Source organism: Pontimicrobium aquaticum (genome assembly GCF_005047595.1).
Taxonomy (GTDB): Bacteria; Bacteroidota; Bacteroidia; order Flavobacteriales; family Flavobacteriaceae; genus Pontimicrobium; species Pontimicrobium aquaticum.
The window spans coordinates 23,679-37,218 of the sequence record NZ_SUPL01000008.1 but is presented as its reverse complement, the minus strand read 5'-3'; the positions used below and the strand labels follow the sequence as shown (position 1 = coordinate 37,218).

Genomic DNA, 13,540 nt, shown 5'->3' with positions numbered 1-13,540 from the left:
TTTCCACTGTGTTTTGATGAAGTATTTAAGCATATTTATTCTATTTATAATTTCAGGAATCACGTTTGGACAAAATGTTCAAACAGATGCAACTACTTACACACCTCAACAACTTATTGAGGATATTTTAATTGACAGCAATTGTATTGAAAATGTGATAGTGACCAACGTTATTGGTGGTGATTTTAACAATACAGACCAAAGCTATGGCTATTTTGACGCTACAGGAACTAATTTTCCGTTTCAAAGAGGTATTGTATTAAGCACAGGAAGACTAACAAATGTACAAGGACCCAATAAGTCTTTAAGTGATAATGATGCACCTAACTGGATTGGTGATGCCGATTTAGAGTATGAACTTCAAGAGCAAAACACACTTAATGCGACTGTTATAGAATTTGAATTTACAGCAGTAGCAGATAGAATTAGCTTTAGGTACATTTTTGCTTCAGAAGAATATCAAGAAAACAACCCTAATACCTGTCAATACTCTGATTTGTTTGGGTTTTTAATTAGACCTACAAATCAACAACAATACACCAACATTGCAGTAGCACCAAACACCAGAGAGCCTGTTAAAGTAACCACAGTACATCCTGAAATTCCTAACGGTTATCCAGCAACTATAACACTTTATAATGGTGCTATTAATATTCCGCAAAATAGTAATTACTCCTATGTATGGAATACAGGTGAAACCACACCTACAATTAATGTAAATAGTATTGGAACTTATACTATCATGGTTACTAACCAAAATAACTGTTCTAACTCCAGAACGATTACTGTGTTGCCATCAAACATTGCAACAATTGACGATATTATTATAGAAGAAGCCTCAACAAACAATAAAATCACAGTCTTGGTTTCTGGCAAAGGCGATTATGAATACTCCTTAAATCTTGAACCATATCAGGATAGCAACTTTTTTGAAAATGTAAACCCTGGGGTTCATACAATATATGTTCGCGATAAAAATGGTTGCGGTATTGTAGAACAAGTTATTTCAGTATTAGGTTTTCCAAAGTTCTTTACGCCAAATGCTGATGGTTTTAACGACACATGGCAATTGTATGGCGTGAATTCACAATTTAACCAAGGTGCTACAGTTACTATTTTTAACCGTTACGGAAAACTTATCAAATCTTTTGACAATAACAGTATAGGTTGGGATGGCACTTTTAATGGTAAACTCTTACCTTCGAGCGATTATTGGTTTGTGGCAAAACTAGCTAACGGAAAAGAATATCGTGGGCATTTTGCGCTTGTTAGGTAATTACTTTAGATTTGTAATATGCGCTTTAAAATTGAATCAGATTTTAGTCCAACTGGTGATCAACCTGAGGCTATAAAACAATTGTCTAATGGTATTAATTCTAACGAAAAATACCAAACCCTCCTTGGTGTAACAGGCTCAGGAAAAACATTTACGGTTGCTAATGTAGTTGAGGAAGTCCAACGTCCTACGCTTGTATTGGCTCATAACAAAACCCTTGCAGCACAATTATATTCTGAGTTCAAACAATTCTTCCCAAATAATGCAGTAGAATATTTTGTGTCGTATTATGACTATTACCAACCAGAAGCTTACATTCCAGTATCAGGAGTTTATATAGAAAAAGATCTTTCTATTAACGAGGAAATAGAAAAAATGAGATTAAGCACTACCTCTTCTTTGCTTTCAGGAAGAAGAGACGTGTTGGTAGTAGCATCTGTGTCTTGCTTATATGGTATTGGTAATCCTGTGGAGTTTCAAAAAAATGTTATCACTCTTGAACGTGATCAAGTAATTTCCAGAACAACACTATTGCATCAATTAGTACAAAGTTTATACTCTAGAACCGAAGGAGAATTCAATCATGGAAACTTCAGAATAAAAGGTGATACAGTAGATATTTTTCCAAGTTATGCTGATGATGCTTTCAGAATTCATTTTTTTGGTGATGAAATAGAAGACATTGAAGCCTTCAATATTCAAACTAACGAAATCATCGAAAAATATGATAGGCTTACCATTTATCCAGCCAATATGTTTGTTACCTCACCAGATGTATTACAAAATGCCATAAAGGATATTCAGGACGATTTAGTAAAGCAATACGATTATTTTAAAGAAATTGGAAAACACTTAGAAGCTAAACGCTTAAAAGAACGTACCGAATTTGATTTAGAAATGATTCGTGAGTTGGGTTACTGTTCTGGTATTGAGAACTATTCGCGTTATTTAGATGGCAGGCAACCTGGTTCAAGACCCTTCTGTTTATTAGATTATTTTCCAGACGATTACTTAATGGTGGTAGATGAAAGTCATGTTACTATTTCGCAAGTACATGCTATGTATGGAGGAGACAGAAGTAGAAAAGAAAATTTAGTAGAATATGGTTTTAGATTACCAGCTGCTATGGATAACCGTCCGTTAAAATTTGAAGAATTTGAAGCTTTACAGAATCAAGTGATTTACGTAAGTGCTACTCCAGCCGATTATGAATTACAAAAAACAGATGGTATGTATGTTGAGCAGGTTATTCGTCCAACAGGATTGTTAGATCCAATTATTGAAGTGCGACCGAGTTTAAATCAAATAGACGATTTAATAGAAGAAATACAACAACGTGTTGAAAAAGATGAACGTATATTAGTAACAACACTTACTAAACGTATGGCTGAAGAATTGACTAAATATTTAGCTAGAATTCAAATTCGTGTACGTTATATACATAGTGATGTGGACACTTTAGAACGCGTTGAAATTATGCAAGACTTACGTAAAGGCTTATTCGACGTATTAGTTGGCGTAAACCTATTACGTGAAGGACTAGATTTACCAGAAGTATCTCTAGTAACAATACTTGACGCAGATAAAGAAGGATTTTTACGTTCGGCAAGGTCGTTAACACAAACAGTTGGTAGAGCCGCAAGACATCTTAACGGAAAAGCTATTATGTATGCCGATAAAATTACCAAAAGCATGCAAAAAACCATTGACGAAACTAATTATCGTCGTGAAAAGCAAATTGCTTACAACACAGCCAATAACATTACACCTAAAGCTTTAAACAAAAGCCTGAATAACGCACTTACCAAAAACTCTGTGAGTACTTACTACTACGAACTTGAAGCTCAAAAAGCAGCAGAACCCGAAAGTGAGTATTTAACAAAACCAGAACTAGAAAAAAAGATTCGTGAAAAACGCAAACTTATGGAGCAGGCAGCAAAAGAATTAGACTTTATGCTTGCTGCAAAAGTGAGGGATGAAATTAAGGCTTATCAAACCAAGCTGAATCAATTAAAAGTATAGTTGCTCTATAGTGTATTGTTTAATTATACTGAGTTTTAAATATGTCTATTAAGAAATCAGGAGGGATGATTTTATGAGGAAAACTTTCCATTAAATCTAAAACCCTATTAATGGCTTCGTGACCTAATCCCATTCTTAATCCAAAATTATGAAGTCTTATGAGATCTTTCTCTGCAACTTCTTCATCCAAATTCATTAACAACACCAATCTGTGAAACTGAACGATGCGTTCACTATGGGATTTTAAATGAATATGTGTAACGGGATTATCTAATAGGTAATCAAAATCTTCTCTCGTAATTTCCAATTGCTTAGCAACTCCAAGTAAAAAATTATATTCTATTTCTTTTAAGCTATTATCAATTCTTGCGAATGCTATCATCTCGGACAGCAAACTTAACTTTTCAACACGATTTATCATGGCTGAGTGAGAATTAATTATTGATTTCATAAAATTAGGCATAATTGTCCTTTTATAATCGTAGATATAATGTATCTCATCGAAAAAAAGACGTCTTTTTATCGTGTTTTTTTTGACTTAATATGTCTTTTATATACAAAATATTGATTTTTAGAGATTTAAAAACAATTAACTGATATACTAAATTAATCTACTATTCGTTATTCGTTACATTTTTTTCACTTATTTAAAGCTAATTTGTAACCCTATAAAACATAAAAAAACTCCTAAATATAATTTAGGAGTTTTTTTGACTAATTCAAATAAAGATTTATCCTCTCGTAGTTATTCTTACAGGTACAATAAATTTTCCTTTTAGGGTACTGTATGATCCGGCTACTTTTTTGTAGTTTAACCTACTCTTTATAAAACCTTCCATCTTATCATCCTCAGAGTCAACACACAAAACAACCAGTTCGTTGTTTTTGTTCAATGTTAAAGTAACATTTGCTTTCATTTCATGGTTTACATCAAAGTTAGGACTCTTAAGGAACTTTTCAATATTAACTGTAATCTTTGAAAATTCACTTGTTGGGTCTTCTGGATTTGTACTTGCTATAAGTACACTGCTAAAAGTTAACGTTACAGCTAACAGTAATGTTTTTAATTGTCTCATAATTGTTCGTTTTAAATTGATTAAATAAAATTGATTGATGTCTTATAGACAGTATTTAAACAACAATTGTTACAGATTTATTTGTTTATTAACTAATGTTTAACGTTAATTAGTACTCAATTAACATACTGCGTTTCAATACACTACAAAATTATGTAACAAAAAAGAGTAGTGTGTTACACTACTCTTAATAAATATATATGTATATGTTAACTAAGCTAAAACGGCTTGTACTTTGTCGGCAGCTTCTTGAAACTCAACAGCACTTTTCACATCTAACCCTGAGCTATCTATTAGTTCTTTTGCTATATCTGCATTGGTTCCTTGAAGTCTTACAATAATAGGCACCTCAATGTTCCCCATATTTTTATAGGCATCAATAACACCTTGTGCAACACGGTCACAACGTACAATTCCTCCAAAAATATTAATTAAGATAGCCTTAACATTAGGATCTTTAAGAATAATTCTAAATGCTGCTTCTACTCTAGCTGCATCTGCAGTACCACCAACATCTAAAAAGTTTGCTGGCTCTCCACCTGCTTGTTTAATTAAGTCCATAGTCGCCATGGCTAATCCAGCTCCATTTACCATACAACCAACATTTCCATCTAAATCAACATAGTTTAGACCTAATGCACCTGCTTCAACTTCAATTGGGTTTTCTTCACGTAAATCACGTAATTCTGCTAAATCTTTATGTCTAAATAAAGCATTATCATCTAAAGTTACTTTAGCATCAACTGCCATAATTTTATCATCACTGGTTTTTAAAACTGGGTTGATTTCAAATAATGATGAATCAGATTTAACATAGGCTGTATATAATGACGTTACAAATCTTGTCATCTCCTTAAATGCTGTTCCAGATAAACCTAAATTAAAAGCAACTTTACGTGCTTGAAATGGTAAAATTCCTGTAGCAGGATCAATTTCTTCTGTAAAAATTAAATGTGGTGTTTCTTCTGCAACTGTTTCAATGTCCATACCTCCTTCAGTAGAGTACATAATCATATTTCGTCCATTTCCTCTATTTAAAAGAACAGACATATAATATTCTTCTGGCTCAGAATCTCCAGGGTAATAAACATCTTCAGCTACTAAAACTTGGTGAACACGCTTTCCTTCGGCAGATGTTTGAGGGGTTACCAAATCCATTCCAATAATTTGACTAGCTATAGTTTTAACATCATCAAGACTTTTGGCTAATTTTACACCACCACCTTTTCCACGACCACCTGCGTGAACTTGTGCCTTAATAACGTGCCATCCGGTTCCAGTATCTTCAGTTAATTTCTTAGCTGCTGCTACTGCTTCATCAGCATTTTGCGCAACAATTCCTCTCTGGATACGTACGCCAAAACTGTTTAATAATTCTTTTCCTTGATATTCGTGTAAATTCATAACTTGCTTAATAATTTAAGATGCGCAAATGTAAATAATAGCTATTAATTACACTAATATTTTAATTAGTAATGGAGGTATTATGAATAAGAAATTTTAGACATGTTAAATAATTAACAAATAGTTTAATTGTTAATATTTTTATGATGTTATATTAATAATTGAAACTAATAAAATATATTTGAGGCATAAATAATAAAGATCACCATGAAAAAAGAGCAACTATTAAACATCGCTCAAGAGCTTGGAAGCCCTGTTTATGTATATGATGCACATAAAATAGAATCGCAGTATAAACGATTAACCTCGGCGTTTACTAATGTAAAGAATTTAAAAATAAATTATGCTGCTAAAGCTTTGTCTAACATTTCGGTTTTAAAATTTTTAAAGAATTTAGGGTCTGGTTTAGACACCGTATCTATTCAAGAAGTGCAATTAGGCTTAGTTGCTGGTTTTAAAGCGCAAAACATTATTTTTACTCCTAATGGTGTATCACTTGAAGAAATTGAAGAAGTTGCTAAACTAGGTGTACAGATTAATATTGATAACTTATCGATATTAGAACAGTTTGGAAGTAAACATCCTGATATTCCTGTGTGTATAAGAATAAATCCTCATGTGATGGCTGGAGGCAACACAAACATTTCAGTTGGGCATATTGATTCTAAATTTGGCATTTCTATTCATCAAATCCCTCATATTTTAAGAATTGTAGAAAACACCAAAATGCATATTAATGGTATTCATATGCATACTGGAAGTGACATATTAGATATTGATGTGTTTTTATATGCCAGTGAAATATTATTTGAAACAGCTAAAAACTTTAAGAACCTAGAATTTATTGATTTTGGCTCTGGATTTAAAGTTCCTTACAAAAAGGGAGATATTGAAACAAATATTGAAGAACTCGGAAAAAAACTCACCTCTCGCTTTAATGAATTTTGTAAAAGCTATGGTAAAGAATTAACACTAGCATTTGAACCTGGTAAGTTTCTAGTAAGTGAAGCAGGTTTCTTTTTAGTAAAAGTAAATGTGGTTAAGCAAACAACATCTACTGTGTTTGCTCAAGTTGACTCTGGATTTAATCATTTAATTAGACCAATGTTATATGGCTCTCAACATGAAATAATGAATATTTCTAATCCAGATGGAAGAGAACGTTTTTACTCGGTTGTTGGTTATATATGCGAAACAGATACCTTTGCAAACAACAGACGTATTAATGAGATAAATGAAGGCGATATTTTAGCGTTTAAAAATGCAGGTGCTTATTGTTTTACTATGGCTAGTAATTATAACTCAAGGTTTAGACCTGCCGAAGTGTTATGGTATAACAACAAAGCGCATTTAATAAGAAAGCATGAAACGTTTGATGACTTATTAGCAAATCAAGTGACAGTTGATTTGAGTAAGAAGAAATCGGTGGTTAAGAAGTAAGCTAACCACTTATTTTTCTTTAAAAGTACTCAAATAAGCTCCTGGAGCTCCATATTCACTTAACGCCTGAACATCAACTTCAATAGAATTGGTTATATCTGAATTATAAAAAATAATGGTAGCGTTACCGTCTTTATCTGTTTTAACCGAAGGGTTCCAATAAAGTGTGGTTCTATTATCTGAATAATCACTCATGTTGATGTCAACATCATATTTTGGAGAATAAAACTCCTTAAACTTTGAAAATCCATTAATAGAATGTTTTGATGTAAATGAATTATCTTGTTTTAGTTTCCCTGTTTTAGTATAAATTGCAATAACACCGTATTTCCCACTTGGACCATATACTGCAGCTTTATAAGCACTTTTAATAATTTCTATACGTTCTACATTAGACATATCCATACCATAAATATAATCTGGAACTTTAAGATCTGCATTTGGTTCTCTTAACGTCATACCATCAATTACCCATAAAGGCCCATAAGAGTTTCCTCTTATAACAACTTGATTCGACAAAAAAACAACATCAATACCAGAGACATCCGCAATATGGTATAATATATTCCCGTTTCTATTATTATCAGCCAATATAGTATTATCGGGTTCAACATGATAAAGAGATGATGCATATTTAGGTTTTTCAATGATTTTATTTTTAGCATTAACTAGAACTTCATCTAATATTTGAGCATCTTCATATACAAAAAATGGCATTGCTTTGCTATTATACGAACCTCCTTTATGGTTTTTAAAGTTTGGCACAGGTAACTCTATCTCTTTATTTTTATCTACTAATACTACTTTGGTATTTATAGCCTCATCCTTAGTATTATAAGCGTTAAATGCTAATTCAACCGAACCTGAATTATCAACATTTTCTATTCTAAAACTTCCATCATTATTTGTTGTTGTTGTATATAGTTTTAATTCATCTTTAGACTTGCCAATCATTTTCAAAGCTTTATTTTTTAAAGGTACATCTTGCATATTTGTTGCAATTCCGGAAATAGTATATCCTCTTTCAAAAGGAAATTCTTTAAGGGAATTAAAATCTATTTTATCAAGCTCTTCCCAGTTAAATTTTCGCCAACCATGAGTTAACATGACTAAGTCTAATTTAGCTGCTGTAGATCTTTTATCATCACTGAAGTAATATCCTGAATTCTCGACATGACCTTTAATATCACTCTGCAACAATAAGTGAGTTAAAATATTTGCATCCTTATTATCTTTTTCAACTTTATCAGCATCAGTTACAGCTACAGAAAACTTAGTAGATAACGGTGCTCCGTAAGAATCCTTAATATGCACTTTTAACTCAAACTTGCCTCTTTTATTAAAATCACTTTTACTCAACCCTGCTTCGATAGTGAGTTCATTTTTATTATTTATAAATATAGCTCTTTCACACCAAGGTCGCATTTGTTCATCAAAAAGGGTTAATGTTAAGACACCACTAGCAAGTTTACTTTTTGGTATTTCAAAATCAATAACGGACTCTGTATTAAATTTAAATCTACCTTGATATTGTTTATTATTGTTCATGGTGCCAATAATGTAAAATGGCTTGTTTCGTAACTCATTACTTGCTTGCACCTTTACTTTTATATTTCTAGTATTTAAATTATCTACAACCATAACATAGCCCTTATCTTGTATTTGGGGCAAATCAAACTTTAAACCATCATCTAAAATAGCTGTATAGGTTTCATTAGCTTCAGGTTTCAAGCTAAAAAAACCCATCCCTTTATACATACTATTTATTGACAAGACCGTTTTTCCTTTAGAATTCTTTATTTGTCCTTTAACATCTCTTCCAAGTCCATCACTTCCTATAGCCTTAAAAGTAATTTTTCCGCTTATTCCACTTACTGCATAACCTCCTTCAGGGAAGAACTGTAAATCGATAGCTTCTTGACTATTAGATTTTTCTATTTTGTCATTATCCTTATTTAATAGTTTAATGTTTTTTGTGAAAAAGAAATCTTGATCAAAATTCCGCATCCAATTAGTATAGGCTCTAAGTTGGTAATCTCCAGTTTGCAAATTACTAGGTAATTCAAGATATCCTTGCGCATGACCTTCCACTATTTTATGGGTTTGGGAGAGAATAATTTTATTATTTGAGTCTATTAAATCTACATGCAACACTTTACTTCCTAAAGAAAACTGGTGGTATTCGCCTAAAACCACATAAGCTTTATACCATACAGTTTCGCCAGCAACAAACACATTTTTATCGGTATGTAAAAACACCTTTTCTACTGGGTTATAATTATTATACTTTCTAAGTAATCCATCAAAATTTTCAATAAAAAGATCGCCTCGTAAATTACTTTGCATAAACGAAATTTGTTCCTTGGTGTTTAAAAAAATAGATTCAAAAGCATTGTCTTTTTCGAAAGATGTTATAACCTCTTCTTCTACTGGTGTGCGTTTTACAATAGGGTTATTTCTCCAAAAAGCTTCATTATAACCTATTTTGTTTAATGCTTCCCAATCACTTTTTCTCCAAAACTTGTTTCTAATCCTTCTTGAATTATCTGGCTTATACTGCTCAAAAAATGTTAAATCAGAAGTAGATATAACATGGGTTAAAAACGCATCATCCCTATAATAATCAAAGGAATGGTCAATTTTTATATAATCAATCAATAATTCCTGATTGGAAGTCTTTTTAAAAACCATTTCATAAGAAAGCTGATAGTTTTTAATAAATGTATTTTTTTCTTTAAATTTTATGAACTCTAAATGATCATTAACTACAGTACCTAAAACTTTTAAGACGTCATAGGTTTTTGTGTTTATAACAACTTCGGCATCCAATATTGGAGCAATGACATTTTCTAGAGGTTTAAACCATAACGTTGCTAAATCTCCATCTGCTGAAGAAAGCATATCTATAATCTTTATATCATAAAAGTTTCTTACATTAAATCGCAACGGAAATATCAAATAGTCCGTTTCGGGCTGTATAGATTTTAGGATACGTGATAAAAGGGTAAAATTACTATTATTAACCATCTCTGGTTTTAAAGCGTATCTTCCTTCTATAATCTCCCATTTTTCTATACCTTCTGAAGTGTAGATAGCATCGTAGATTATTTCTGAAAATTCGGAGTACTCATCTCCGTTTTTAGATTTTTGTCTATAAAATGCTTTCCGTATTTCTTCTTGTCAGATAGCTTTCGCATTGTGGATAATGCCTTTTCGGCTAATTCAAAGGCATAATCATCTCTTTTACCACTAGAAAGCATAACTTCATTTAAGTTGTTCACTAATGGTGTCAGTAGTACATTTATGGTAGAAAACTGTGAAATTTCAATTGTTTTTTTCTCATAATTTAAATGCGAAAAAACGATGGTAGCTGGCAACGAATCTACTTCCAGAATAAATTCTCCAAGTTCATTGCTTGAAGTCCCTATAAGGGAACCAAAAACCTCAATATTAGCATAGGTAATTGGTGCTCCTGTAGTTGCATCTGCTATTTTTCCCTGTATTTGAATTTTGTTGTTTTTTACAGGTATTTCCTTCTTAAGGATAATTCTCTCTTTTACAATCTTAAAGGTCAAGTCAATATCTTCAAAAAGCCTGAATAACACAGAGTTAATAGGTTCTTCAACAGCTTTGAATGTGACTCTTCGCTCTAGATCTATGTCCTCATTCTTGTAAAAGAATTTAAAGTTTGTTATTAACTCAATCTCAGACAAAGCATTTGAGACAAATTCATTATTAAGGCTTATACTGATTTTAACATTCTCAGTTTTAAAAAAATTATTATCAGCGTTTACGAAGTTTATAGCAAAAAACAATAAAGCAACTGCTACTTTTAAATCCAGCTTGTAATTAAAGTTTTTTACTTTTCGCATACTCTTGTATTTTTTTATTTTACTTAACAATTGATTTAATTACTACTTTATTCCCATTTACTTGATATTTAAATGGCGATAACTCTGTGAAGACATCCAACACTTCATTTACAGGTTCTTTTGTAAAACTCCCAGTAAATCTAATATCGTTAAGCTCTACATAATCATTTTCTATATCAATGTTGTAATACCGTTCTAATTTTTTAATAATATCTTCAAACTTGTCATTTTTAAAAAACAAATACCCATCTTTCCATGCTACATACTTTTCTACACTAACCTTATTTACTAAAAAAGTGTCATCTTCAAAAACAACCTGCTCTCCAGATGTAATAACTACACCATTTTTTTTATTGAAAGCCTCAGAAGATTTAGTTATTCCAACACTTCCTTCCTTTAAAACAACTGATGTATTCTTGTCATTTTGGTAACTTAACACATTAAACTTTGTCCCTAAAACCTGTACATTCATGTCTTTAGTATGCACGATAAAAGGTGCCAATTTATTTTTTTTAACTTCAAAAAACGCTTCTCCTTCTAAAAAAACATTTCGTGTCGCTTTATTATTTAAAGCGATTGGAAATTCTAATTTACTGCCTGAATTGACAAAAACCAGTGAACCATCAGATAGTTGCACAGTAAATTGCTTACCATATGAAACTGTTAATTCATGATGTGTGTTTTTGAAATCTTTGTTAACACCTATAACATACAACAATACTTCTCCATCATATCTTGCAATAATATCTCCTTTATGATTTCTAATTTCGATTTCTTTTCTTTCATCAATAACCTTTAAATCTCCATTACCTAATCTCAAGGCAATATTATTTTTAGTTAAATTTTCATCCTTAACAAAGGATGAATAAAAACTAAATCCAATACTAAAAAACAGTAATATAATAGCAGCATATTTTAAAACTCTTATAAAAGGTCTAGACTCTTTACTTGTTATTAATCTTTTGACTTGTAAAAAAGCTAAATCAGTATCTATTAAACTATACGCTAGGTCTAATTCTTGATTTGTTTTTACAAAATCTAAAAACAACTTCTTATTTTCAGGAGCTTGTACCCAATTCTTTAAATCGTTAAGTTCCTTATTTGAAATTGTACCCGTTAAATATTTAATAATATGTTCTTCCAAATTCTTTCTGGTTTTATTAGTTGACGCAAAAAAGTAAGAATACCCTTAAATAAATATTCCTTTTTTTTTTACTTTTAAACTTTAAACAACATTTTTTAGCTTCTTTACATAACTATTATGAACGATAAAGTTCTTTGGAAACAAATACAAAATAGAGATAGCCTATCTTTTAAGAAAGTATTTGAACTCTACTATGAACCCCTTTATTCATATATTGCTCAGTTTACAAATGATAAATCTAAAGCTGAGGATATAGTACAAAACACATTTGTAACTCTTTGGATAAAAAGAGAATCCATTACAATAAATACTTCATTGAAAGCTTATTTGTTTAAATCTGCTTATAATAAGTACTGTGACATATATAGAAAGCAAAAAAAGAATGACAAATTACTTGAAGATTTAAAATATGAAAGTTTTATATCTCAAATTGAAGTAGATGATAATCTTTTGAATCAAAAAAAGCAACGAATAAAAGCTTTGGTTGATAAACTCCCCAAACGTTGTAAAGAAATTTTATTGCTTAGCAAACAAGAAATCTTAAAACAAAAAGAAATAGCTAAAAGGCTTAATATATCAATAAAAACAGTTGAAGCCCAACTTAGAATTGCCTTTAAAAAAATAAGAAAGGATTTTTAGTAAACATAAGAGTGCATACTTAATATAAGTAATTTATAAAAATTGTCGTGCTTTTTCTATCTTTATAGAAATCAAAAACATGAAAAATAGTCCATTAAGATTCTTTAAAATAGCATACTTGCTATTTTTAGTGTCGTTTTATGCAAACTCCCAAAATAACATTCAATGTAAAATTGAAACAACATTGGGTGATATAGTCATTGAGCTTTACCCAGATAAAGCTCCTATTACTGTGACAAATTTTATGAAGTATGTTGACAACAACCTTTACGAAAACTCTACTTTTTTTAGAGTTTGCACTCCTGAAAATGAAGCCGAAAGAGATATTAAAATTGAAGTTATTCAAGGTGGCTTTGTAGATAATTCAAAATCTTTTAACCCAATAGTTTTAGAAACTACTGATAAAACAAATATTCTTCATAAAAACGGAACAATCTCCATGGCACGATCTAGTGCCAATACTGCAACTAGTAGTTTTTTTATTTGTATAAACAATCAACCTGAATTAGATTTTGGTGGAAAACGTCATAATGATGGCTTAGGTTTTGCTGCTTTTGGTAAAGTCACCAAAGGCATGGATATTGTTTTAAAAATTCAATCTGGAGCCAATAAAAACCAACAACTATTAGAACCAATAATTATTAAGAATATAACAAGAATATAACAT

11 protein-coding genes are annotated in these 13,540 nt (G+C 31.1%); 5 read left to right on the top strand and 6 right to left on the bottom strand.

Features of this window, described 5'->3' with window-relative positions; genetic code table 11:
- Positions 1-16: 16 nt before the first annotated feature.
- Together E5167_RS13510 and uvrB are read left to right on the top strand one after the other, a co-directional pair.
- Entirely contained in the window at positions 17-1,276 is a 1,260-nt protein-coding gene (locus E5167_RS13510; protein WP_136844694.1) for a T9SS type B sorting domain-containing protein, read from the top strand.
- An 18-nt stretch (positions 1,277-1,294) separates the two neighbouring features.
- Complete coding sequence (gene uvrB / locus E5167_RS13505; protein ID WP_136844693.1) at positions 1,295-3,298, top strand: excinuclease ABC subunit UvrB; 2,004 nt, start codon at positions 1,295-1,297, stop codon at positions 3,296-3,298.
- Between the two features lie 19 nt (positions 3,299-3,317).
- Here uvrB and E5167_RS13500 read toward each other — a convergent pair whose 3' ends face one another.
- The 3 genes from E5167_RS13500 to sucC all read right to left on the bottom strand — a co-directional run bounded on the left by E5167_RS13500 (position 3,318) and on the right by sucC (position 5,778).
- Complete coding sequence (locus E5167_RS13500) at positions 3,318-3,719, bottom strand: TerB family tellurite resistance protein (RefSeq protein ID WP_136844794.1); 402 nt, start codon at positions 3,717-3,719, stop codon at positions 3,318-3,320.
- 310 nt (positions 3,720-4,029) lie between these two features.
- The gene (locus E5167_RS13495) at positions 4,030-4,374 is read right to left on the bottom strand and encodes a hypothetical protein (protein ID WP_136844692.1); all 345 of its coding nucleotides are present in this window, start codon (positions 4,372-4,374) and stop codon (positions 4,030-4,032) included.
- Positions 4,375-4,587: 213 nt separating this feature from the next.
- Positions 4,588-5,778, bottom strand: a complete 1,191-nt coding sequence (gene sucC, locus E5167_RS13490; protein ID WP_136844691.1) for an ADP-forming succinate--CoA ligase subunit beta — start codon at positions 5,776-5,778, stop codon at positions 4,588-4,590.
- A 207-nt stretch (positions 5,779-5,985) separates the two neighbouring features.
- Here sucC and lysA point away from each other — a divergent pair, with 207 nt between their 5' ends.
- Complete coding sequence (lysA, locus tag E5167_RS13485; protein ID WP_136844690.1) at positions 5,986-7,218, top strand: diaminopimelate decarboxylase; 1,233 nt, start codon at positions 5,986-5,988, stop codon at positions 7,216-7,218.
- A gap of 9 nt (positions 7,219-7,227) precedes the next feature.
- On the opposite strand, the gene E5167_RS13480 is transcribed toward lysA, so the two are convergent.
- The 3 genes from E5167_RS13480 to E5167_RS13470 all read right to left on the bottom strand — a co-directional run bounded on the left by E5167_RS13480 (position 7,228) and on the right by E5167_RS13470 (position 12,234).
- Positions 7,228-10,119: an MG2 domain-containing protein gene (locus E5167_RS13480; protein ID WP_169301433.1), complete on the bottom strand. Its 2,892-nt coding sequence runs from the start codon at positions 10,117-10,119 to the stop codon at positions 7,228-7,230.
- A gap of 203 nt (positions 10,120-10,322) precedes the next feature.
- Entirely contained in the window at positions 10,323-11,090 is a 768-nt protein-coding gene (locus tag E5167_RS13475) for a carboxypeptidase-like regulatory domain-containing protein (protein WP_136844688.1), read from the bottom strand.
- Between the two features lie 19 nt (positions 11,091-11,109).
- Positions 11,110-12,234, bottom strand: a complete 1,125-nt coding sequence (locus tag E5167_RS13470; protein WP_136844687.1) for a FecR family protein — start codon at positions 12,232-12,234, stop codon at positions 11,110-11,112.
- A 117-nt stretch (positions 12,235-12,351) separates the two neighbouring features.
- Between E5167_RS13470 and E5167_RS13465 the strand changes: the two genes are divergently transcribed.
- Together E5167_RS13465 and E5167_RS13460 are read left to right on the top strand one after the other, a co-directional pair.
- Entirely contained in the window at positions 12,352-12,873 is a 522-nt protein-coding gene (locus E5167_RS13465) for an RNA polymerase sigma factor (protein ID WP_136844686.1), read from the top strand.
- A 79-nt stretch (positions 12,874-12,952) separates the two neighbouring features.
- Positions 12,953-13,537: a peptidylprolyl isomerase gene (locus E5167_RS13460; protein WP_136844685.1), complete on the top strand. Its 585-nt coding sequence runs from the start codon at positions 12,953-12,955 to the stop codon at positions 13,535-13,537.
- Positions 13,538-13,540 lie beyond the last annotated feature (3 nt).

What these genes read in the sequence shown, in the direction of transcription:
- E5167_RS13500 (WP_136844794.1), bottom strand. Translation starts at nt 3,719, where the DNA reads ATGATAAATCGTGTTGAAAAGTTAAGTTTGCTGTCCGAGATGATAGCA.
- E5167_RS13475 (WP_136844688.1), bottom strand. Translation starts at nt 11,090, where the DNA reads ATGCGAAAAGTAAAAAACTTTAATTACAAGCTGGATTTAAAAGTAGCA.
- E5167_RS13465 (WP_136844686.1), top strand. Translation starts at nt 12,352, where the DNA reads ATGAACGATAAAGTTCTTTGGAAACAAATACAAAATAGAGATAGCCTA.
- E5167_RS13480 (WP_169301433.1), bottom strand. Translation starts at nt 10,119, where the DNA reads ATGCTTTCTTCAGCAGATGGAGATTTAGCAACGTTATGGTTTAAACCT.
- E5167_RS13495 (WP_136844692.1), bottom strand. Translation starts at nt 4,374, where the DNA reads ATGAGACAATTAAAAACATTACTGTTAGCTGTAACGTTAACTTTTAGC.
- uvrB (WP_136844693.1), top strand. Translation starts at nt 1,295, where the DNA reads ATGCGCTTTAAAATTGAATCAGATTTTAGTCCAACTGGTGATCAACCT.
- lysA (WP_136844690.1), top strand. Translation starts at nt 5,986, where the DNA reads ATGAAAAAAGAGCAACTATTAAACATCGCTCAAGAGCTTGGAAGCCCT.
- E5167_RS13510 (WP_136844694.1), top strand. Translation starts at nt 17, where the DNA reads ATGAAGTATTTAAGCATATTTATTCTATTTATAATTTCAGGAATCACG.
- E5167_RS13460 (WP_136844685.1), top strand. Translation starts at nt 12,953, where the DNA reads ATGAAAAATAGTCCATTAAGATTCTTTAAAATAGCATACTTGCTATTT.
- sucC (WP_136844691.1), bottom strand. Translation starts at nt 5,778, where the DNA reads ATGAATTTACACGAATATCAAGGAAAAGAATTATTAAACAGTTTTGGC.